Source organism: Microbacterium sp. 4-7, from assembly GCF_014332665.1.
In the GTDB taxonomy this organism is placed as follows: Bacteria; Actinomycetota; Actinomycetes; order Actinomycetales; family Microbacteriaceae; genus Microbacterium.
The window spans coordinates 352,808-373,085 of record NZ_MCRH01000004.1 but is presented as its reverse complement, the minus strand read 5'-3'; the positions used below and the strand labels follow the sequence as shown (position 1 = coordinate 373,085).

21 protein-coding genes are annotated in these 20,278 nt (G+C 67.7%); 17 read left to right on the top strand and 4 right to left on the bottom strand.

From position 1 onward, the window contains the following. Positions 1–90: 90 nt before the first annotated feature. From hrcA to BEP68_RS08915, 9 genes are all read left to right on the top strand, one after another. Positions 91–1,122 carry a heat-inducible transcriptional repressor HrcA gene (hrcA, locus tag BEP68_RS08955; protein ID WP_053096524.1) on the top strand — a complete coding sequence of 344 codons (1,032 nt, stop codon included), beginning with the start codon at positions 91–93 and terminating at the stop codon, positions 1,120–1,122. A gap of 39 nt (positions 1,123–1,161) precedes the next feature. Next, complete coding sequence (gene dnaJ, locus BEP68_RS08950) at positions 1,162–2,277, top strand: molecular chaperone DnaJ (RefSeq protein ID WP_053096522.1); 1,116 nt, start codon at positions 1,162–1,164, stop codon at positions 2,275–2,277. A gap of 14 nt (positions 2,278–2,291) precedes the next feature. Beyond that, positions 2,292–3,020, top strand: coding sequence for a 16S rRNA (uracil(1498)-N(3))-methyltransferase (locus BEP68_RS08945; protein WP_053096520.1), 729 nt, complete (start codon positions 2,292–2,294; stop codon positions 3,018–3,020). Positions 3,021–3,064: 44 nt separating this feature from the next. After that, on the top strand, positions 3,065–3,412 hold the full coding sequence (locus BEP68_RS08940) for an HIT domain-containing protein (RefSeq protein WP_053096519.1): 348 nt from the start codon (positions 3,065–3,067) through the stop codon (positions 3,410–3,412). 61 nt (positions 3,413–3,473) lie between these two features. After that, positions 3,474–4,499, top strand: a complete 1,026-nt coding sequence (locus BEP68_RS08935; protein WP_230100781.1) for a PhoH family protein — start codon at positions 3,474–3,476, stop codon at positions 4,497–4,499. Positions 4,500–4,515: 16 nt separating this feature from the next. After that, a complete protein-coding gene (gene ybeY / locus BEP68_RS08930) occupies positions 4,516–4,974 on the top strand; it encodes an rRNA maturation RNase YbeY (protein WP_053096515.1) in 459 nt (152 codons plus the stop codon). Continuing rightward, on the top strand, positions 4,971–6,266 hold the full coding sequence (locus BEP68_RS08925) for a hemolysin family protein (RefSeq protein ID WP_187249763.1): 1,296 nt from the start codon (positions 4,971–4,973) through the stop codon (positions 6,264–6,266). Before ybeY ends, BEP68_RS08925 begins: the two co-directional genes overlap by 4 nt. Next, entirely contained in the window at positions 6,259–7,155 is an 897-nt protein-coding gene (era, locus tag BEP68_RS08920) for a GTPase Era (protein ID WP_053096511.1), read from the top strand. Before BEP68_RS08925 ends, era begins: the two co-directional genes overlap by 8 nt. An 80-nt stretch (positions 7,156–7,235) precedes the next feature. After that, a complete protein-coding gene (locus BEP68_RS08915) occupies positions 7,236–8,186 on the top strand; it encodes a zinc-binding alcohol dehydrogenase family protein (RefSeq protein ID WP_187249762.1) in 951 nt (316 codons plus the stop codon). Here BEP68_RS08915 and BEP68_RS08910 read toward each other — a convergent pair. Further along, a complete protein-coding gene (locus tag BEP68_RS08910; protein WP_222839257.1) occupies positions 8,183–8,821 on the bottom strand; it encodes a hypothetical protein in 639 nt (212 codons plus the stop codon). The two genes, BEP68_RS08915 and BEP68_RS08910, sit on opposite strands and share 4 nt — an antisense overlap. Before the next feature lie 196 nt (positions 8,822–9,017). Here BEP68_RS08910 and leuA point away from each other — a divergent pair, with 196 nt between their 5' ends. Then, positions 9,018–10,772: a 2-isopropylmalate synthase gene (leuA, locus tag BEP68_RS08905; protein ID WP_053096506.1), complete on the top strand. Its 1,755-nt coding sequence runs from the start codon at positions 9,018–9,020 to the stop codon at positions 10,770–10,772. A 69-nt stretch (positions 10,773–10,841) separates the two neighbouring features. On the opposite strand, the gene BEP68_RS08900 is transcribed toward leuA, so the two are convergent. Next, positions 10,842–11,537: a trimeric intracellular cation channel family protein gene (locus tag BEP68_RS08900; protein ID WP_053096504.1), complete on the bottom strand. Its 696-nt coding sequence runs from the start codon at positions 11,535–11,537 to the stop codon at positions 10,842–10,844. Between the two features lie 34 nt (positions 11,538–11,571). Here BEP68_RS08900 and recO point away from each other — a divergent pair, with 34 nt between their 5' ends. Both recO and BEP68_RS08890 read left to right on the top strand, forming a co-directional pair. Then, positions 11,572–12,318, top strand: coding sequence for a DNA repair protein RecO (gene recO / locus BEP68_RS08895; protein WP_053096502.1), 747 nt, complete (start codon positions 11,572–11,574; stop codon positions 12,316–12,318). After that, positions 12,315–13,118: an isoprenyl transferase gene (locus BEP68_RS08890; RefSeq protein ID WP_187249761.1), complete on the top strand. Its 804-nt coding sequence runs from the start codon at positions 12,315–12,317 to the stop codon at positions 13,116–13,118. Before recO ends, BEP68_RS08890 begins: the two co-directional genes overlap by 4 nt. Here the strand turns inward: BEP68_RS08890 and BEP68_RS08885 are convergent. Then, a complete protein-coding gene (locus tag BEP68_RS08885; protein WP_187249760.1) occupies positions 13,058–13,669 on the bottom strand; it encodes an AAA family ATPase in 612 nt (203 codons plus the stop codon). The two genes, BEP68_RS08890 and BEP68_RS08885, sit on opposite strands and share 61 nt — an antisense overlap. A gap of 53 nt (positions 13,670–13,722) precedes the next feature. On the opposite strand from BEP68_RS08885, the gene BEP68_RS08880 reads away from it, so the two are divergent. Continuing rightward, entirely contained in the window at positions 13,723–14,421 is a 699-nt protein-coding gene (locus BEP68_RS08880) for a DsbA family protein (RefSeq protein ID WP_056278893.1), read from the top strand. On the opposite strand, the gene BEP68_RS08875 is transcribed toward BEP68_RS08880, so the two are convergent. After that, positions 14,418–14,912 carry a glutathione peroxidase gene (locus tag BEP68_RS08875; protein ID WP_053096494.1) on the bottom strand — a complete coding sequence of 165 codons (495 nt, stop codon included), beginning with the start codon at positions 14,910–14,912 and terminating at the stop codon, positions 14,418–14,420. The two genes, BEP68_RS08880 and BEP68_RS08875, sit on opposite strands and share 4 nt — an antisense overlap. 59 nt (positions 14,913–14,971) lie before the next feature. Between BEP68_RS08875 and dusB the strand changes: the two genes are divergently transcribed. From dusB to BEP68_RS08855, 4 genes are read left to right on the top strand one after another with little or no spacing between them, the layout of a single operon-like run. After that, positions 14,972–16,126, top strand: a complete 1,155-nt coding sequence (gene dusB / locus BEP68_RS08870) for a tRNA dihydrouridine synthase DusB (RefSeq protein WP_053096491.1) — start codon at positions 14,972–14,974, stop codon at positions 16,124–16,126. Continuing rightward, a complete protein-coding gene (locus BEP68_RS08865) occupies positions 16,116–17,510 on the top strand; it encodes a deoxyguanosinetriphosphate triphosphohydrolase (protein ID WP_187249759.1) in 1,395 nt (464 codons plus the stop codon). Before dusB ends, BEP68_RS08865 begins: the two co-directional genes overlap by 11 nt. Then, positions 17,510–19,375 (top strand): DNA primase, encoded by a 1,866-nt coding sequence (gene dnaG / locus BEP68_RS08860; RefSeq protein ID WP_187249758.1) that lies wholly within the window; start codon positions 17,510–17,512, stop codon positions 19,373–19,375. The genes BEP68_RS08865 and dnaG overlap by 1 nt, the downstream gene beginning before the upstream one ends. 36 nt (positions 19,376–19,411) lie before the next feature. Beyond that, positions 19,412–20,185 (top strand): ATP-binding cassette domain-containing protein, encoded by a 774-nt coding sequence (locus BEP68_RS08855; RefSeq protein WP_187249757.1) that lies wholly within the window; start codon positions 19,412–19,414, stop codon positions 20,183–20,185. Positions 20,186–20,278: the final 93 nt, after the last annotated feature.

The window sequence follows — 20,278 nt, the reverse complement described above, 5'->3', positions numbered from 1 at the left end:
CCGGACATCGTGCCGGATCAGCACGTGGTCGGCGTCGGCGGGTAGAATTGGCACTCGTAGCCAGTGAGTGCCAAGAGGGAGGGAGTTGCGATGGTCAGCGAAAGAGGCCTCCAGGTTCTCCGCGCGATCGTGCAGGACTACGTCGAGACCCATGAACCCGTCGGCAGCCGATCGATCGTCGACCGCTACTCCTTCGGCGTGTCCGCGGCGACGATCCGCAACGACATGGCACTGCTCGAAGACGAAGAGCTGATCGCCGCCCCGCACACCTCCTCCGGTCGCGTTCCCACCGACAAGGGCTACCGCGTGTTCGTGGATCATCTCGCCCAGCTGCGGCCGCTGTCGGTCGCGCAGCGCACGGCCATCGAGTCCTTCCTCACCGCTCCCTCCGACCTCGACGACCTGATGGTGCGCACGGTCCGAGTGCTCACGCAGCTCACGGGGCAGGTCGCGCTGGCGCAGTACCCGTCATTCGCGCGCGCGCATCTGACGCATCTCGAACTCGTGGCGCTGGCGCCGAATCGTCTGCTCATCGTGCTCGTCACCGACGCGGGCGGCGTCTCGCAGCGCATCGCCCCGCTGCCCGTCGATGTCGACGACGCCGACATGGCGCTGCTGCGTGCTCGCCTCTCCGCCCTGATCACGGGCCGGGCGGTGAGCGACGCCGCTGAGCGGCTGCAAGCGCTTCTCGCGGACGACGCACACAGTCATGACGTCGTACTGCGCGCTCTCGCGACGATCGTCATCGACGAGCTCGGCGCCTTCCGTCAGGAGCGCCTGGTGATGGCCGGAGCAGCGACTCTGGCTCGACGCGAGCAGGACTTCCGCGGCAGCATCCACCCTCTGCTCGAGGCGATCGAGGAGCAGGTGACGCTGCTGCGGCTGATGAGCGAGATGGAGGCGGACTCCCACGGTCTCGCCGCCAGCATCGGCACCGAGAACGCGTCCTTCGGCCTCGGCGAGGCATCGATCGTGGCCAGCAACTACGCCGCCCCCAGCGGCACGGCGCGAGTCGGCGTGATGGGGCCGACGCGCATGGACTATCCGAGCAATCTCGCGGCGGCGCGGGCCGTGGCCCGCTATCTGTCTCGGATGCTCGACGAAGACGAGGCGGCCCGCTGACGCGGCCGCCCAGAGAACAGCACACGCAGAAGGGCCATTGTGGCAGACCACTACGAGGTACTCGGCGTCTCTCGTGACGCCTCCACCGACGAGATCAAGAAGGCGTACCGACGCCTCGCTCGTCAGCTCCACCCCGATGTGAATCCGGGTGAAGACGCGGCCGAGCAGTTCAAGCTCGTCACGCATGCATACGACGTCCTGAGCGACGACGATTCCCGTCGCCGCTACGACATGGGCGGCGGAGACGGCGCCGCTGGCAACTTCCAGGGCTTCGGCGGCTTCGGGGACATCTTCGAGACCTTCTTCGGCGCGGGCCAAGGCGGTGGCAGGGGCGCGCGTCCGCGGTCACGCCGCGAACGGGGACAGGACGCCCTCGTCCGGGTGACCCTCGATCTCGGCGACGTCGTCTTCGGTGCGCACCGCGACATCGAGGTCGACACGGCCGTGCTGTGCGAGACGTGCAACGGCTCGTGCTGCCAGGAGGGCACGTCGCCCGTCACCTGTGACATCTGCGGCGGCTCCGGACACGTTCAGCGTCAGGTGCGGAGCCTGCTCGGCAACGTCGTGACCTCTCAGCCCTGCGGCACCTGCGAGGGCTACGGCACGACGATCCCGTATCCGTGCGGCACCTGCGGCGGCCAGGGGCGGGTGCGCTCGCGTCGCACCGTCTCGCTCGACATCCCCGCCGGCGTCGAGACCGGGCTGCGCCTGCAGCTGCCGGGCTCTGGCGAGGTCGGCAAGGCGGGTGGCCCGAACGGCGACCTGTACGTCGAGGTCACCGTGAACCCGCACCCGTCTTTCAGCCGCGACGGCGACGACCTGCTGGCGACGCTGGAGGTGTCGATGCCGGATGCGATCCTCGGCACCGAGACCACGATCCAGGGTCTCGACGGCGAGGTCGATCTCGAGATCCGCTCGGGCGTCCAGTCCGGCGACGTGTTGACGATCAAGGGCCGCGGCATCACGCCGCTGCGGGGCAACCAGCGCGGCGACCTCCGCGTCGGCGTGCAGGTGGTCACTCCGACCCGGCTCGACTCCGCGCAGCGCGCGCTCATCGAGGACTTCGCGAAGAAGACCAAGGCACCGGGCCCGCAGCTGGCGCAGTTCCAGCAGGGGCTGTTCTCGAAGCTCCGCGACCGCTTCCGTTCGCACTGATCCGGACGGCGCTCATGGCACTCCACTTCCTCGTCGAGAACTCCTCGGATGCCGCGGTCGGCGACCTCGTGTCGCTCACCGGCGCCGAGGCGAAGCACGCCGCCGTCGTCCGACGGCTCCGCGTCGGCGAGGCGGTGACGGTCGGCGACGGCTCGGGGGTGTGGCTGACCGGCGTCGCCGAAGAGGTGTCTCCGTCCCGCGTCGACGTGCGCGTGGCCGAGCGATCGGTCGACCCCGCGCCCAGCCCTCGCATCGTGCTCGTGCAGGCTCTCGCGAAGGGTGATCGCGACGAGCTCGCCGTGCAGGCGGCATGCGAGCTCGGCGTCGATGAGATCGTGCCGTGGCAGGCGAGCCGAAGCGTGTCCCGATGGGATGGTCCCAAGGCCGTCAAAGGGCGCGAGCGGTGGGCGACGATCGTCCGCGAGGCGGCGAAGCAGGCTCACCGGGCGTGGGTCCCGGAGGTGGCGCCTCCGGCGTCGACCGCCGACCTCGCGAGACGCGCCGCATCTCAGCGGGTGCTGCTTCTCGACCCGACCGCCCCCGTGCGGTTGTCCGAGCTCGAGCCAGACGGCAGGGACATCGTCCTCGTCGTCGGGCCCGAGGGCGGTATCTCCGACGACGAGCTCTCGAAGCTGTCGGATGCCGGCGCCGAGCGTGTGCTGCTCGGAGACACCGTGCTGCGCACGTCCACGGCGGGCCCGGCTGCGATCGCCGTGCTGTCGGTCGCACTCAGCCGCTGGTGATCAGGCTACGGACCCGGCAGTGCTGCGGTCAGTAGACTGGGAGCATGTCCGAGCCCTCGATCTTCACGCGCATCCTCAACGGCGACATCCCGGGTGAGATCCTGCTCGACACCGGCCGCGTGTTCGCGATCCGGGACATCAACCCGCAGGCACCGCTGCACGCGCTCGTGATCCCCAAGACCGAGGACTACCGCGACGTCACGGAGCTCGCCGAGGGCGACCCCGGTCTGCTCGCGGAGATCGTCGCGGCTGCGAAGCAGCTCGCCTCCGAGCATGCGAACGGCGAATACCGCCTCATCTTCAACAACGGCGCCAGCGCCGCCCAGTCCGTCTTCCACGTGCACGCCCATGTGCTCGGCAACATCGAGGAGAGCAAGCTCGTTGGCTTCTGACGAAAACGACCTGACCGCATCCGACACCGCCGTCGAGAAGATCTACGCCGACGGCGTCGCCATGGTGCAGCTCCTCGGTCCGCAGGATCGACTGCTCCGGATGCTCGAGAAGGAGCACCGCGACGTCCAGGTGCTCGTGCGCGGCAACGAGATCACGCTCACCGGCGCGCCGGAGGCAGTCGCGAAGGCGAAGACCCTGGTCGACGAGCTGATGACCATGACCAAGGCAGGCCACGACCTCGCCCCGAGCGACGTGACGAGCTCGGCCCGCCTGCTGCGCAACGACGGCGGCCCTCGCCCGAGCGAGGTGCTCGGAGAGGCGATCCTGTCGACCAGGGGCAAGGTCATCCGTCCCAAGACGCTGGGGCAGAAGGAGTACGTCGACGCGATCGAGGAGAACACGATCGTCTTCGGCATCGGCCCGGCCGGTACCGGAAAGACCTACCTCGCGATGGCCAAGGCCGTCCAGGCCCTGCAGCGCAAAGAGGTCACCCGCATCATCCTCACCCGCCCCGCGGTCGAGGCCGGAGAGCGGCTCGGATTCCTGCCCGGCACGCTCACCGACAAGATCGACCCGTACCTCCGCCCGCTCTATGACGCGCTGAACGAGATGATGGACCCCGAGATCGTCCCTCGTCTGATGGCGACGGGCACGATCGAGGTCGCCCCTCTCGCCTACATGCGCGGCCGCACGCTCAACGACTCGTTCGTGGTGCTCGACGAAGCGCAGAACACGACTCCCGAGCAGATGAAGATGTTCCTCACGCGTCTCGGCTTCGGGTCGAAGATGGTCGTCACCGGTGACATCACCCAGGTCGATCTCCCGCAGGGATCCTCGGGACTCCGGCTCGTCACCCGCGTGCTCGACGGCATCGACGACATCCATTTCGCGCGGCTCACGAGCGACGACGTGGTGCGTCACTCGCTGGTCGGACGGATCGTCGACGCCTACAGCGAGTATGACGAGCGGCGCACCGCCCAGCGCTACGAGCGCGAGCAGGCGGCGGAGTTCGCCAACCGTGCCGACCGGCGGGGCGCACAGCGACCAGGACCCCGAGACCGGATGCCGAAACGCGGCCTCTCCTGATGAAACGAGCACAGCCATGATCGAGATCAACAACGAGTCGGCCATCGACGTCGACGAGACCGTGCTGCAGCGCCTGACCGACTTCAACCTCGCGCAGATGCATGTCAGCCCGGACGCCGAGGTCGCGATCGTGCTCGTCGACGAGGCTGCCATGGAGGCCCTCCACGTGCAGTGGATGGATGAGCCCGGTCCGACCGACGTGCTCAGCTTCCCGATGGACGAGCTGCGCCCGGGCACCGAGGATCGCCCCACGGCCCCGGGGCTGCTGGGAGACATCGTGCTGTGTCCTCAGGTCGCCGAGGCGCAGGCCCAGGCCGCCGGCCACACCCTGATGGACGAGCTGATCCTGCTCACCACCCACGGTCTGCTGCACCTCCTCGGCTTCGATCACGCCGAGCCCGACGAGGAGCGCGAGATGTTCGGACTGCAGAAGGAGCTCATCCAGGGCTTCGCCGCGGCTGAACGTCGACGATGACCGCGGCCCTCCTGCTCGCAGGCGCTGTCCTGCTCGTCGCCTTCGGCGGCCTGATGGCGGCGATCGACGCCGCCTTCGGCGTCACGTCCCGGTCGGACATCGAGGAGATGGGCGCGGAGGGGCGCAACGGCCCCCAGCTGGTGCGCATCGCCGCCGACCCTGACGCACACGTCAACGCCGTCGCATTCATCCGCGTGCTCGCCGAGACGGCGGCCGCGGTGCTCGTCACGGTGGCGTTCAGCATCCTGTTCGACAACATCTGGTGGGCGATGCTGGCCGCAGCGCTGCTCATGACGGGTATCAGCTTCGTGCTGGTGGGGGCGAGCCCTCGATCCTTCGGGCGGCACCACGCCGAGGGCATGCTCCGGGCCAACGCACGCATCGTCCGCGGGCTGCGCATCATCCTCGGGCCACTCGCTCACGGACTCGTGGTGCTCGGCAACCGGGTGACCCCCGGGCGGGGACGCAGCTCGTTCACGTCCGAGGAGCAGCTGCTGAGCATGGTCGACGAGGCCGCCTCGAACGATCTGATCGAGGCTGACGACCGCGACCTCATCCACTCCGTATTCGACTTCACCGACCAGTTCGTGCGTGCGGTGATGGTGCCGCGCACCGAGATGGTGACGGTCGATGCGACGGCGACCACGAGCGAGGCGATGACGCTGTTCCTGCAGCGGGGCGTCTCCCGAATGCCTGTGGTCGACGACGACGCCGATGACGTGGTCGGAGTGCTCTATCTGAAGGACCTGGTGCTGTTCGCCTTCCGCGACGAGAACGCCTGGCGAACCGCATCCATCCGTCCGATCTCGCGACCCGCGACCTTCGTGCCGGAGTCCATGCGCGCCGAGACCCTCCTGCAGCAGATGAAGCGGGACGCCGTGCACGTGTGCCTCGTGATCGACGAGCACGGCGGCATCTCGGGGCTCGTGACCCTGGAGGACCTCATCGAGGAACTCGTGGGCGAGATCTCCGACGAGTACGATCAGGTATCGGCAGAGGTCGTCGAACTCGGCGACGGACGCTATCGCGTGAGCTCCCGACTCTCGCTGGAGGACGTCGGCGATCTGTTCGGCCTCGAGCTCGAGGACGAGGACGTAGATTCCATCGGCGGTCTGCTGGGCAAGGCACTCGGACAGGTCCCGCAACCGGGATCCACAGCGACGGTCGAGGGATTGACCCTCACCGGCGGCGCGTCTCGAGGACGAGGGCGCGGGATCGCGACCGTCTTCGTGGAACGAGCGGCAGACGACGCGGATCATGCCGCAGATGAGAGAGACGGAAACGATGACTGAGCAGACGCGGAGCGGGTTCGTGACCTTCGTGGGACGACCGAACGTCGGGAAGTCCACTCTCACGAATGCGCTGGTGGGCGAGAAGATCGCGATCACCAGTGAGAAGCCGCAGACGACGCGGCGGGCGATCCGCGGGATCGTGAACCGTCCGCAGGGGCAGCTCGTCATCGTCGACACCCCCGGCATCCACAAGCCCCGTACGCTCCTCGGCGAGCGCCTGAACGACCTCGTCGAACAGGTGCTCGGCGACGTCGACGTGATCGGCTTCTGCGTGCCGGCGACCGAGAAGGTCGGGCCCGGCGACCGCCGCATCGCGACGTCCCTCGACGGATACCGTCGTGCCAAGAAGATCGCCATCGTCACGAAGACGGACGCGGCCAGTCGCGACCAGATCACCGAGCGACTGATGGAGGTCGACGCGCTGCGCGAGGACTGGGACGCGGTGATCCCGATCTCCGCGCTCACGAACGACCAGCTGGAGGTGCTCGCCGACGAGGTGCTCGCACTGATGCCCGAGGGGCCGGCTCTGTACGGCGAGGGTGTCACGACCGACGAGTCGGAGGAGGACCGGATCGCCGAGATGATCCGCGAGGCCGCGCTCGACGGGGTCCGCGACGAGCTTCCCCACTCGATCGCGGTCGTGATCGACGACATCGCCCCGCGTGAGGGAACCGACCTGACCGATGTGCATGCATCCATCGTGGTGGAGCGTGACAGCCAGAAGGCGATCATCATCGGCCACAAGGGCAAGCGTCTGGCCGATGTCGGACGTCGGGCACGTGTCGGGATCGAAGAGCTTCTCGGCACGAGGGTGTTCCTGGGCCTCCATGTGAAGGTCGCGAAGGAATGGCAGCGCGACCCGAAGCAGCTCGGCCGCCTCGGCTTCTGACCCTCGACACGAGAGACGGCGAGGATCCGGTGCTCCAGCGGCACGGCCGCAGGACTCTCCCGCAGGGGTAGGGTCGCGATATGACACTCGCACAGCACTGGATCGCATCGTCGTGGGGCGCGCCTGAGACATGGGAGTTCGTCGACTACGAGGTGCCGTCTCCCGGCCGCGGTGAGGTGACGATCCGCGTGGAGGCCGCCGGGGTGAATCCCGCGGACGCCAAGCACGTCGCGTCTGCTCACCAGGGCGTGCAGCTGCCTGTGCCGATCGGCTACGAGGTCTCGGGCACGATCAGCGCGATCGGACCCGACACGCGGATCGGCTCGGGGGAGGCGAAAGAAGGGGACGAGGTCGTCGCCTTCCGCGTGCGCGGGGGATACGCGACCGAGCTGACCGTGCCTGCCGAGAAGGCCTTCGCGAAGCCGACCACACTCACGCACGCGGAAGCCGCGAATTTGCTGCTCGCCGGCACCACGGCCGCTGAGATGCTCTGGGTGACCGGCGCGGCACCGGGGGAGACGATCCTCCTGCACGGCGCGTCGGGAGCGGTGGGAGTGAGCGTGCTGCAGCAGGCCGCGCTGCGGGGGATCCGAGTGATCGGCACCGCGAGCGCCGAGCGGTTCGACGTCGTCCGTCGTCTCGGGGGAGTCCCCGTGCGATACGGGGCCGGCCTGGCGGAGCGGGTCCGGGAGGCCGCGGGCGAGGCGGGCGTCTCGGCAGCCCTCGACGCGGTGGGCACGGACGAGGCCGTGGACGTGTCCCTCGAGCTGGTCGCAGACCGCCAGCGCATCGTCACGATCGCAGCGATGGGCAGGGCCGCCTCCGACGGCATCCGGGTGATCGCCGGTTCGATGCCCGTCAGCGCCCGATTCCGGGACGAGGTGCGCGGGGAACTGATCGCTCTCGCTCAGAACGGAGATCTGATCGTTCCCGTGGCGCGGACGTTCGCCCTGGAGGACGCTCCGGCGGCACTCGCTCTGCTCGCCGAAGGGCACCCCGGCGGAAAGCTCGCTCTGATCCCGTCGTCCTAATCGATCTCGCGCAGCGCCGAGGTCACGACCACGACCCCATCTCCGTACGCCGCATCCATCGCGTTCTGCACCGAACCGTCGTCCCACACGACCTGCATCCAGACATAGCCGCGTTCGGTCCACAGGGTGAGCGCATCGCGTCCCACGGTATTCGACAGCTCGTCGGACACCTGCGCCAGCTCAGCCTCGGAGCTCGCGCCTGGGACACCGCCCGTGGGATCCTCCGGTCGGACAGGGTCGTACAGGGCGAGCATGATCGGAGGATCGGTGACCGCGTATCGCTCGCCGTCGAAGGTTCCGTACACCGCGTAGGTTCCCCACGTGGTGCCGCCGCTGGATTCGCTCCCGTCTACCCCGTCCCAGGTCCAGCCGTCGAGGGGAGGGCCCGAGCACTGCGGTGGATACGACTCGGCGACGATTCCGAGGCAGAGCCGAGGCTCACCGTCCACATCGAGCACCGTGCCGGTGCCGATCACCCGTCCTTCCGGCGGTGGGACGCTCGCGGCATCCCAGGTCGGTGAGGCCGAACTCGTCGGCGCGGATGCAGCTCCGGAACCGGACGAGCAGGCGGCGAGGCCGCACATCCCGATGACGGCGATGGCGGCGAGAAGCATGCGGCTGTGCGATGTGCTCATGCCTGACAGTGTCTCGTGACGGGTGATCGTCTCACGGCGGCTCGGAGCGGATCGGCATCCCTGCTACCATGGCCGCATGCCTTTCGGCGGTCTGCTTCTTCTTAGCTGCCGCGACGAGTCCTAAAGCTAGGGCCTTCCTCGTCGCGGCGCTTGTGTTGGCCCGTTCACAATTCTGACGAAGAGAAGAAGCCCCATCATGCAGAACACTCAGCGCCCGTCTGCGATGCCGATCCACAAGTATCGGCCGTACCACGAGCAGATCACGGTCAACCTGCCCGACCGCACCTGGCCGGACGCCCGCATCACCGAGGCGCCCCGTTGGTGCGCAGTCGACCTCCGCGACGGCAATCAGGCGCTCATCGACCCGATGTCGCCCGAGCGCAAGCGCGTCATGTTCGAACTCCTCGTCAGCATGGGGTACAAGGAGATCGAGGTCGGATTCCCCTCGGCGAGCCAGACCGATTTCGACTTCGTCCGCCAGCTCATCGAAGAGAACCTGATCCCGGATGACGTCACCATCCAGGTGCTGACCCAGGCGCGCGAGCATCTGATCGCCCGCACGTACGAGTCGATCTCCGGGGCCAAGCAGGCGATCGTGCACCTCTACAACTCGACCAGCGTGCTGCAGCGCGAGGTCGTCTTCCGCACTGACAAGCAGGGCATCATCGACATCGCGCTCGAGGGTGCTCGGCTCTGCCGTCAGTACGAGAAGACCATCCCCGACACGAAGGTCTACTACGAGTACTCGCCCGAGAGCTACACGGGAACCGAGCTCGAGTTCGCCGTCGACGTCTGCAACCAGGTGATCGAGGTCTTCGAGCCCACCCCCGACCGCAAGGTCATCGTCAACCTGCCGGCGACCGTCGAGATGGCCTCGCCGAACGTCTACGCCGACTCGATCGAGTGGATGAGCCGCAACCTGGCGCACCGCGAGAACGTGATCCTGTCGCTGCACCCGCACAACGACCGTGGCACGGCGATCGCGGCGGCCGAGCTCGGCTACATGGCCGGGGCCGACCGCATCGAGGGCTGCCTGTTCGGCAACGGCGAGCGCACCGGAAACGTCGACATCGTGGCGCTGGGCATCAACCTCTTCACGCAGGGCATCGATCCGCAGATCGACTTCAGCGACATCGACCAGGTCAAGCGCACCGTCGAGTACTGCAACCAGCTGCCGGTGCCCGAGCGGTCGCCGTGGGCGGGCGACCTGGTCTTCACCGCGTTCAGCGGGTCGCACCAGGATGCGATCAAGAAGGGCTTCGAGGCGATGGCTGCCCGTGCCGAGGCTGAAGGCGTCACGGTCGACGACATCGAATGGGCCGTCCCCTACCTGCCGGTCGACCCGAAGGATCTCGGACGCTCCTATGAGGCCGTGATCCGTGTGAACTCGCAGTCCGGCAAGGGCGGCGTCGCCTATCTGCTCAAGGCGGACCACGCGATCGACCTGCCGCGCAAGCTGCAGATCGAGTTCTCGGGCGTCGTCCAGAACAAGACCGACGCCGAGGGCGGCGAGGTCACGAGCGAGCAGATCTGGTCGATCTTCAACGACGAGTACCTGCCCGCCACTGACACCGAGGCCAAGTGGGGGCGGTTCGAGCTGCTCTCGACGCAGACCCGCAGCGACATGTCGGGTGACGTGGTGCTCGACGTGACACTGCGCGACGACGATCAGCAGGTGTCCGTCGCCGGTAACGGCAACGGACCGATCGCCGCGTTCATCGAGGTGCTGCGCGGTCAGGGCTTCGACATCACTCTCTACGACTACGTCGAGCACGCACTCAGTGCAGGTGGCGACGCGCAGGCTGCGGCGTACGTCGAGCTGCAGGTCGGCGATCAGCGCCTGTGGGGCGTCGGCATCGACGGAGACATCTCGACGGCATCCCTCAAGGCGATCGTCTCGGGCGTCAACCGCTCGATCCGCACGCGCCAGCTGGAGCTGGCAGCGGTCTGACGGTCGACGAGAACGCCCCCGCGGTCATCGACCGCGGGGGCGTCACGTCTGCCCTGTGCCGAGGATCGGTCACTCAGGGCTCGGCTTGACGACCTGGATCACTCCGGTCTCTGCGGCGACCTTGCGGCGATACAGGCGACGTTGCTCCGGAAGCGAGACGTCGAAGCTCACGGCGAGCACTCGGATCACCGCGGTGACGACGATGCCGAGCACGGCGGCGAGCGTGATCGACATCCCGAGTCCGTTCGCGGTGGCGATGAAGACGCAGCCGGCACCGGCGGCGACGGCGTAGAGCGAGCCGACATGCATGATCGAGGTCGGCAGGCCCATCAGCATGTCTCGCAGCACGCCGCCGCCGACCGCTGCGCAGACGCCGATGAACACCGCGGGAACGGGAGGGATGCCGAAGGCGATCGCCTTGCTCGTGCCGAACGCGCCGAACATGCCGATGACCACGGCGTCGAGCACCACGATGACGGTGTTGAGACGGTTGAAGAGTCCGGCGAGCAGCATCCCGAGCAGCGAGGCGCCGGTGGCCGTGAGCAGGTACCAGTTGCTCTGCAGCGTGGCCGGAGTCTGACCGAGCAGGATGTCGCGGATGAGACCGCCGCCCATGCCGATCATGATGCCGATGATCGCGACGCCGAGCCAGTCGAGTCGTCGCTGCCCCTGGAACCCCGACGCGAACATCGCGCCCTGAACGCCGCCGAGGCCGACGCCGAGGAGGTCCGCCCAGAGCGGAATGGTGAAGAGCGGTTCGGTCACGCCTCTATTCTCCCGCACGGAGGATAATCGAACGGTGCCCACCTACCGAGACGAAGCGGTGATCCTGCGCACCCACAAGCTGGGTGAGGCGGATCGCATCGTCACCATGCTGTCGCGTCAGCACGGCAAGATCCGTGCGGTGGCCAAGGGCGTCCGGCGCACGTCGTCGAAGTTCGGGTCGCGCCTCGAGCCGTTCATGGTGGCCGACGTGCAGCTGTACCAGGGACGTTCGCTCGACATCGTGCAGCAGGCGGAGTCGCTCGGCTCCTACGGTTCCGACATCGCGGCCCACTACGACCGGTTCACATCGGCGAACGCGATGGTCGAGACCGCCGATCGGCTGAGCGACTCCGAGGCGACGCCCGAGCAGTACCTGCTGCTGGTGGGCGGGCTGCGTGCGCTCTCGCGGGGCGAGCATTCCCCCAGGAGCATCCTCGACTCCTACCTTCTGCGCGTGATGGCGCTGTCGGGATGGGCGCCGTCTCTCGGCGACTGCGCACGATGCGCCGCCCCCGGCCCGCACGCGCACTTCGTCGGTCAGCTCGGAGGCGCCGTATGCGTGAACTGCGCGCCGGCCGGAAGTCCGAAGGTGGCAGAGAAGACCCTGTCGCTGCTGCGATCCCTCATGACCGGAGAGTGGGAGGCGATCGATGCCGCGCCTCACGCGGACAACGCCGCGGCATCAGGCCTCGTCGCTGCCTATGCGCAGTGGCACCTGGAGCGCGGCATCCGCTCGCTGGCCCACCTCGTGGCCGACATCCCTCGAGAAGGAGCACGGTGAGCCCCAAGCCCTACACCCACAAGGATGCCGTCGCCTATCGTCCGCTCGACTGGACGGGCGTCCACCCGCCGGCGTTCCGAGCGGTGCCCGAGCACGTCGCCATCGTCATGGACGGCAACGGCCGCTGGGCGAACCGCCGCGGACTGAACCGCGTCGAGGGGCACAAGGCGGGGGAGGAGGTGCTCCTCGACGTCGTCGCCGGTGCGATCCAGGCAGGGGTCAAGCATCTCTCCGTCTATGCGTTCTCGACTGAGAACTGGGCCCGGTCTCCCGAGGAGGTGCGCTTTCTCATGGGGTACAACCGCGACGTGCTGCACCGTCGACGTGATCAGCTCAACGAGTGGGGCGTGCGCGTGCGATGGGCTGGACGCAAGCCCCGGCTGTGGGGCAGCGTGATCAAAGAGCTGCAGTACGCGGAGCAGCTCACGAAGAACAATGACGTGCTCACCCTCACCATGTGCGTGAACTACGGCGGGCGTATCGAGTTGGTCGACGCGATGCGCGCGATCGCCGCCGATGTCGCGGCGGGACGGGTGAAACCGAACGCGATCACCGAGAAGATGATCCGTCGCAACCTCTACGTGCCGGACATGCCCGACGTCGACCTGTTCCTGCGCAGCTCCGGCGAGCAGCGCACCTCGAACTTCCTGCTCTGGCAGGCGGCTTATGCCGAGATGGTGTTCCTCGACACGCTCTGGCCCGATTTCTCTCGCGAGGAGCTCTGGCGCGCGATCGGGGTCTACCTGTCCCGCGATCGTCGTTTCGGCGGGGCGATCGACGCCCCTGACGCTTCCGCCTGAGCCCGCAGCCATCGTTCCGTCTCTCGCGGGTGGCGCAGCCGGACGATGAGAAGATGGGGCTGCTCGCTCACGACGCCGGGCATCCGCTCGGTCCACTTGTGCAGCGTTAGCGTCTGCCAGACGATGATGTTCTCCTCGGGATCTCCCGAGAACATCCGCCAGATCGGCTTCTCGACGTTGCCGTTCCACATGCGGGTGCGCAGGATGCTGCGCCCGAGCGTGCGCCGCAGCAGACGTGCCCGGACCACGCGATACGGGTAGTCCAGCCAGATCACGACCTTCGCACGAGGAGCGAGGATCTCATCGGTTCCCTTGCTCGTGTACTGCCACTCGGTGACCCAGCGGTCCTCCGCAGCGAAGGCGCGGACGTCGTCGAGGAAGGACGGCCGTGGAGTCCAGTTCTCACCGTGGAAGAGTCCGTCGATCTCGACGTGACGCAGATCCCAGAGGTCGGCGATGCGTCGTGCGAGCGTCGTCTTGCCCGATCCTGTGACACCGGCGATCAGCACTCTCTCCGGCCGAAGCGGCAGCGGATCGTCGGCGGAGAGCATCTGAGAATCCTAACGACGGAATAGCCCATAGGTGCATACGGTTGGATGTCAATGTGAGTGAAGCCATCTCGATCGACATCTGGTCCGACATCGCCTGCCCGTGGTGCTACATCGGCAAGCGCAACCTCGAGAAGGGTCTCGAAGCCGTCTCCGGCGACGACGACGCGCCGCAGGTGAACATCACCTTCCATTCGTTCGAGCTCTCGCCCGACACCCCGGTCGACTTCGACGGGGATGAGATCGACTTCCTCGCCGGTCACAAGGGGATGCCGCGCGACCAGGTCGAGCAGATGCTGTCGCACGTCACCGGAGTCGCCGAGAACGCCGGGCTCGCGTACCGCTTCGACCTCCTCCAGCACACCAACACCGTGAAGGCGCACGAGCTCCTTCACTTCGCGAAGGCACAGGGTGTGCAGCACGCGATGGAGGAGCGGCTGATGTCCGCGTACTTCACCGAGGGCAAGCACGTCGGCCGTATCGACGACCTGGTCGAACTCGCGGTCGAGGTCGGACTCAACCCGGATGACACGAGAGAAGCACTGGTGTCCGCTCGTCACCTCGCCGACGTCCGCCAGGACCAGGCGCAGGCCCAGGCCTATGGGATCCAGGGCGTGCCGTTCTTCGTGATCGACGGTCAGTACGGCATCAGCGGAGCGCAGCCGCCCGCAGCGTTCGAGAACGTCCTGCGTGACCTCTGGGCCAAGCGCGGTGAGACCGAGCCGGAAGCCGAAGCCGAGACGGCCGCGGTCTAGCGGGTCAGCGCGGCTTCGATCGCGCCGACGATCTCGGGGTCGTTCGGCTTCTGCTTCGGGCGGAAGCGGACGACCTCTCCGTCGGGAAGCACCAGGAACTTCTCGAAGTTCCACTCGACGCGACCCGCCTTGCCGCCGGCATCCGGGGTCTCCTTGAGCGTCTTGTAGAGATCGGTGGCGTTCTTGCCGTTGACCTTCACCTTGTCGTTGATCGGGAAGGTCACACCGTACGTGGTCGAGCAGAACTCGAGGATCTGATCGACCGATCCCGGCTCCTGCCCGAAGAACTGGTTGCAGGGGAACCCGACGACACTGAACCCGCGGTCGCCGTACAGGCGCTGCAGCTCCTCGAGCTGCTCGTACTGCGGAGTGAGGCCGCACTTCGAGGCGACGTTCACCACGAGGACGACATCGGCACCCAGATCATCGAGTGTCTTCTCGTTGCCGTCGGCGTCTGTGAAGGGGATGGAACGGACTGCGGGATCGGTCATATTCACAGCTTAGGTCGATGCGCCGAGACCGGCTCCGTGTCTGGGAGAATGGAGGGGACATGACTCTCGCCACCGCCTCAGCTCGCACCCTCAACATCGGTCCGATCGCCCTCGACGTGCCGGTCGTCCTCGCACCCATGGCGGGTATCACGAACACCGCGTTCCGCAGGCTGTGCCGCGAATACGGTGCGGGGCTCTACGTGAGCGAGATGATCACCTCGCGCGCGCTGGTCGAGCGCAACGAGACCACGATGCGACTCATCCGCCACCACGAGTCCGAGACTCCGCGGTCGATCCAGCTCTACGGCGTCGACCCGCACACGATCTCCGAGGCCGTCCGCATCATCGTCGCCGAAGACCACGCCGACCACATCGACCTGAACTTCGGATGCCCGGTCCCCAAGGTCACGCGCAAGGGCGGGGGAGCGGCGCTGCCGTGGAAGAGCTCTCTCTTCTCGCAGATCGTCACCCAGGCGGTCAAGGCGGCGGGCGACGTGCCCCTGACCATCAAGATGCGCAAGGGCATCGATCCCGACCACCTCACGTTCCTCGACGCCGGGCGCGCTGCCGAAGACGCCGGTGTCTCGGCCATCGCGCTGCATGCGCGGACGGCGAGCGAGTTCTACTCCGGCTTCGCGGACTGGAACGCGATCGGCGAGCTCAAGCAGGCTGTCACCAGCGTCCCCGTGCTCGGCAACGGCGACATCTGGTCGGCCGACGACGCCGTGCGCATGATGCAGCAGACCGACTGCGACGGAGTCGTCGTCGGACGTGGATGCCTCGGTCGTCCCTGGCTCTTCGGCGAGCTCGCGGCGGCCTTCGGCGCGGAATCGCATCCGGTCGACGCGACCCTCGGGTTCGTGGCCGATGCCTTCCGTCGCCACGCCGAGCTGCTGGTCGAGTTCTTCGAGGATGAGGACCGCGGATGCCGCGATGTCCGCAAGCATGTCGCGTGGTACTTCAAGGGCTATCCGGTCGGCGGCGACATCCGGACGGGGCTCGCGACAGCATCCAGCCTCGCCGAGATCGACGAGCTGCTCGGCCAGCTCGATCATTCGGCGCCGTACCCCGGCGCCGATGCCGAAGGACAGCGCGGTCGGTCCGGTCGCCCGAAACGCCCGGCGCTGCCGGACAAGTGGCTGGAGTCGCGGGAACTCGCGGCATCGGCCTCAGAGATGATGCGAGGGGCGGAGATCGAGAACAGTGGCGGCTGATCCTCAGGCATACCCGGCTCGCGGACGCTCGGACGGATACGACCCGCGCGATGCCGAGCGATTCTTCGCCGAGACCCATCGATCCGAACGAGACGACTTCGCCCGCGACCGTGCGCGCGTGCTGCACTCGGCGGCTCTGCGTCGCCTGGCCGCGAAGACCCAGGTGCTCAGCCCGGCCAGCACAGCCGATTTCGCCCGCAATCGTCTGACCCACTCGCTCGAGGTCGCCCAGGTCGGCCGCGAACTCGCCACCGCACTCGGAGTCTCGGCCGATGTGGTCGACACCGCGTGCCTCAGTCACGATCTCGGACACCCTCCCTTCGGGCACAACGGCGAGCGTGCGCTCAACGAGTGGGCCGAGCCGATCGGCGGGTTCGAAGGCAATGCGCAGTCGCTGCGCATCCTGAGCCGTCTCGAGGCCAAGGCGATCGACGACGACGGCCGCTCTGTCGGACTCAACCTGACGCGAGCCAGCCTCGACGCGACCTGCAAGTACCCGTGGACCGCCGACAGCCCCGTGCCCGACCCGGGAGGTCGACTCAAGTTCGGCGTGTATCCCGAGGACGAGGCGGTCTTCCGGTGGCTGCGCGAGGGAGTCCCCGGACGCCGACGCTGCATCGAGGCGGAGATCATGGATCTGTCCGATGACATCGCCTATTCGGTGCACGACTTCGAGGATGCGATCGTCAACGGCTACGTCGATGTCGCGCAGCTGTCCGATCCGCGTCAGCATGAGGCGCTCATCGACCGCATCCAGCAGTGGGTCGGGTACGACTTCACCCGCGACGACCTCGCCGATGCCCTGTATCGACTCGCCTCCCAGCCGATGTGGCTGCAGTCCTTCGACCGATCACGGCATGACCTTGCCCGGCTCAAGAACCTGACGAGCGACTTCATCGGCCGCTTCGCGAGAGCAGCCGTCTCGGCGACGCGTGAGGCATACTCCGGCCCCGCTCTCGTGCGCTACAACGCTCACGTCGTGGTGCCGCGGGTGATCGAGGCTGAGATCGCCGTGCTCAAGGGCATCATGGGGCAGGCGATCGTCACGATCGATGCCCGCAAGGGCGTGTACAAAGAGCAGCGGCGGGTGCTGAAGCGTCTGGCCGATGCGCTCTGGTCGACCGACGCGCTGTGGTCTGCCGGCGCGGACGTGCTCGAGCCCGCCTTCTCGGCGGACTTCCTCGCGGCGACGAGCGACGCCGAGCGCGCCCGCGTGATCGTCGATCAGATCGCGAGCCTCACCGATCAGAGCGCGATCGACTGGCACAACAGGCTCGTCGGCGAGATCGACCCTGCGGAGGTCGGGATCTGGACTCCGAGACATGCGCGACCGGGTGCTCGTCAGCACACGCCGCGTCAGGCGGTCATCGAAGGGGTCGGCTGATGCCCCGCATCCGCCAGGCCGACGTCGACGAGGTCAAGGCCCGCACGAACATCGCCGACATCGTCGGGGAGCGCGTCGCACTCAAGTCCGCCGGAGTGGGTTCGCTGAAGGGCTTGTGCCCGTTCCATGACGAGAAGAGCCCCAGCTTCCACGTGCGGCCCCAGGTCGGCTACTACCACTGCTTCGGATGCGGTGAATCGGGTGACGTCTACTCGTTCCTGCGCGAGATGGACCGCGTCAGCTTCACCGAGGCCGTAGAGCGACTGGCCGGCCGCCTCGGCTACGCGCTGCACTATGAAGACGGCGGGTCGGCACCGGAGACGAGCGGACGCAGTCGTCTCTATGCGGCCAACACCGCCGCCGCCGAGTACTTCCGCGGCCAGTTGCTCACCGCCGATGCGGAGGCGGGACGCCGGTTCCTCGGGGAGCGCGGCTTCGACGCCGGTGCTGCCGCGCACTTCGGCGTGGGCTTCGCGCCGCGCGGGTGGGACAAGATGTTGAAAGCGCTCACGGCTCAGGGGTTCACGCGCGAGGAACTGAGTGCTGCCGGTCTGGTGTCGACAGGTCAGCGCGGCGTCTACGACCGCTTCCGAGGCCGCCTCGTCTGGCCGATCCGCGACGTCTCCGGTCAGACGATCGGGTTCGGTGCGCGCAAGCTCTTCGACGACGACCAGGGGCCGAAGTACCTGAACACGCCTGAGACGCCGATCTACAAGAAGGCCCAGGTCCTGTACGGCCTCGATCTCGCCAAGCGCGACATCTCGCGGGGCGATCCTCGCAGGGTCGTGGTGGTCGAGGGGTACACCGATGTCATGGCGTGTCACCTCGCCGGCCTCACGACCGCGATCGCGACGTGCGGCACGGCGTTCGGAACCGATCACATCAAGGTGCTCCGCCGGGTGATGGGCGACGACAACGCCTCCGGAGAGGTGGTCTTCACCTTCGACGGCGACGAGGCAGGTCAGAAGGCCGCGCTTCGCGCCTTCACCGAGGACGATCGCTTCAACGCGCAGACGTTCGTGGCTGTGGCGCCCGACGGCCTCGACCCGTGCGACCTCAGGCTGCAGCGCGGTGATGCCGCCGTGCGCTCCCTCATGGAGACCAAGCAGCCGATGTTCGAGTTCGCGATCGACAGGAAGCTCAGCGGCTTCGACCTCTCGACGGTCGAGGGCCGGGTGGGCGCGCTGCGCGCGGCAGCGCCGATCGTGGCGGAGATTCGCGATCGTCTGCTGCGACCCGGATACGAGCGGGTGCTCGCGCGAAGGCTGGGCATGGACCCGACCGAGGTGCGCAACGAGGTCGAACGTGCCGCACGTGGGGGAGCGCAGTCCGCGCGGCACGAGGCGGCCAGGCACGAGACCACGATCGACCCCGCCACAGTGTCGCCGGGCATGGCTCCGGTCACTCTTGCGAGCCTGCCGCGAACCGCGGATGTCGCGGTCGAACGCGACGCGCTGATGGGCGCCCTGCAGTACGGTCACCAGATCGATCAGGCGCTGCTCACCCGCGCCCTCAGCGCTCCGTTCCGCACCCCGGGGCTCGACGCCGTGCGCGAGGCCGTCGCGGCCGCGGCTGACCGCACCCGCGCCGGTTGGGTGACGGATGCCGTGAACTCGGTGCGCGAACCCTACCGATCGCTCGCGGGCGAGCTGCTGATGACGCCGTTCCCGGCTCGCAACGAAGACGGCGCCGTCGCCTCGACGACCGATCTCGCCAAGCGGCTCATCATGCGCATCCTCGAGCACGAGAAGCAGGAGCTCCTCGGTGCCGTGCAGCGGGTTCCCGCGGACTCGGACGGCGGGCGCGCCCTGCGGATGCGTCTTCGCGACATCGACGTCGAGCGTCAGCGGTTCGCCGAGTCGTAACGCCGGCTGTCAGGCGCGGCAAGGCAGGATGGAGGAATGTCCTCCCGGCCCGAATCGACCAACGCGATCGACAGCTCTGATCTGGTCATCGATCGAATCGGGCACAGCGGCCCCACCCGCGCGATCGACGGGGTGAGCTTCGCTCTCGCACCGGGCGAGCTCATCTGCGTCGCCGGCCCGACCGGCTCGGGCAAGTCGACGCTCGTCGCGGCGCTGGCAGGATCCACGGATCCGTCGGTCCGGGTCGTCGGAGGCAGCGCTCAGGTGTGCGGAGTCGACATCCGCCGGCCGGGACGCAAGCATCGCCTGCTGACCTACCGCACGGGATTCGTTCCGCAGGGCGCCGGTGCCGACCTCCCTCCCCAGCTCACGGTGAGTGAGATCATCTCAGAGCCGATCCTGATCCGCGAGAAGCGGGTCAATACCCAGGCGCTCTCCATCCGCGTCGCTACGCTGCTCGACGAGTTGCACCTGCCTCTCGGAACAGCCGCGAGGTTCCCGTACGAGTTGAGCGCAGGCATGCGTCAGCGCGTGGCGATCGCGCGATCGTTCGTGCTCGAGCCCTGGGTGCTCATCGCCGACGAGATCCTCGCCAACCTCGATCTCGAGGTGCGGCCCGTGGTGTTCGACGCGATCACCCGTCGGCGCAAGGAGCAGGGGATGGGCGCGCTGCTGGTGACGAACGACGCCGACTTCATCCGTGAGCTGAATGCGGAGACGCTGATGCTGCGCGGGGGTCACGTGGTCGCCCGCGGTGTCGGCAAGGACCTGCTGTGGGCGCCCAACGCCGAGGCGGATTCGGGCCACTGACAGGGGTGCCGACGACACGCCCGACCTGCGGCCCGTGTCACGAGCACGCTCCGGAGTTTGCTAGGATTGACGAGTTGCCCGCACAGCGGAGCA

What these genes read in the sequence shown, in the direction of transcription:
- era (WP_053096511.1), top strand. Translation starts at nt 6,259, where the DNA reads ATGACTGAGCAGACGCGGAGCGGGTTCGTGACCTTCGTGGGACGACCG.
- BEP68_RS08940 (WP_053096519.1), top strand. Translation starts at nt 3,065, where the DNA reads ATGTCCGAGCCCTCGATCTTCACGCGCATCCTCAACGGCGACATCCCG.
- BEP68_RS08945 (WP_053096520.1), top strand. Translation starts at nt 2,292, where the DNA reads ATGGCACTCCACTTCCTCGTCGAGAACTCCTCGGATGCCGCGGTCGGC.
- BEP68_RS08910 (WP_222839257.1), bottom strand. Translation starts at nt 8,821, where the DNA reads ATGAGCACATCGCACAGCCGCATGCTTCTCGCCGCCATCGCCGTCATC.
- leuA (WP_053096506.1), top strand. Translation starts at nt 9,018, where the DNA reads ATGCAGAACACTCAGCGCCCGTCTGCGATGCCGATCCACAAGTATCGG.
- BEP68_RS08855 (WP_187249757.1), top strand. Translation starts at nt 19,412, where the DNA reads ATGTCCTCCCGGCCCGAATCGACCAACGCGATCGACAGCTCTGATCTG.
- BEP68_RS08915 (WP_187249762.1), top strand. Translation starts at nt 7,236, where the DNA reads ATGACACTCGCACAGCACTGGATCGCATCGTCGTGGGGCGCGCCTGAG.
- BEP68_RS08885 (WP_187249760.1), bottom strand. Translation starts at nt 13,669, where the DNA reads ATGCTCTCCGCCGACGATCCGCTGCCGCTTCGGCCGGAGAGAGTGCTG.
- BEP68_RS08935 (WP_230100781.1), top strand. Translation starts at nt 3,474, where the DNA reads ATGGTGCAGCTCCTCGGTCCGCAGGATCGACTGCTCCGGATGCTCGAG.
- dusB (WP_053096491.1), top strand. Translation starts at nt 14,972, where the DNA reads ATGACTCTCGCCACCGCCTCAGCTCGCACCCTCAACATCGGTCCGATC.
- hrcA (WP_053096524.1), top strand. Translation starts at nt 91, where the DNA reads ATGGTCAGCGAAAGAGGCCTCCAGGTTCTCCGCGCGATCGTGCAGGAC.
- ybeY (WP_053096515.1), top strand. Translation starts at nt 4,516, where the DNA reads ATGATCGAGATCAACAACGAGTCGGCCATCGACGTCGACGAGACCGTG.
- BEP68_RS08925 (WP_187249763.1), top strand. Translation starts at nt 4,971, where the DNA reads ATGACCGCGGCCCTCCTGCTCGCAGGCGCTGTCCTGCTCGTCGCCTTC.
- BEP68_RS08875 (WP_053096494.1), bottom strand. Translation starts at nt 14,912, where the DNA reads ATGACCGATCCCGCAGTCCGTTCCATCCCCTTCACAGACGCCGACGGC.
- dnaG (WP_187249758.1), top strand. Translation starts at nt 17,510, where the DNA reads ATGCCCCGCATCCGCCAGGCCGACGTCGACGAGGTCAAGGCCCGCACG.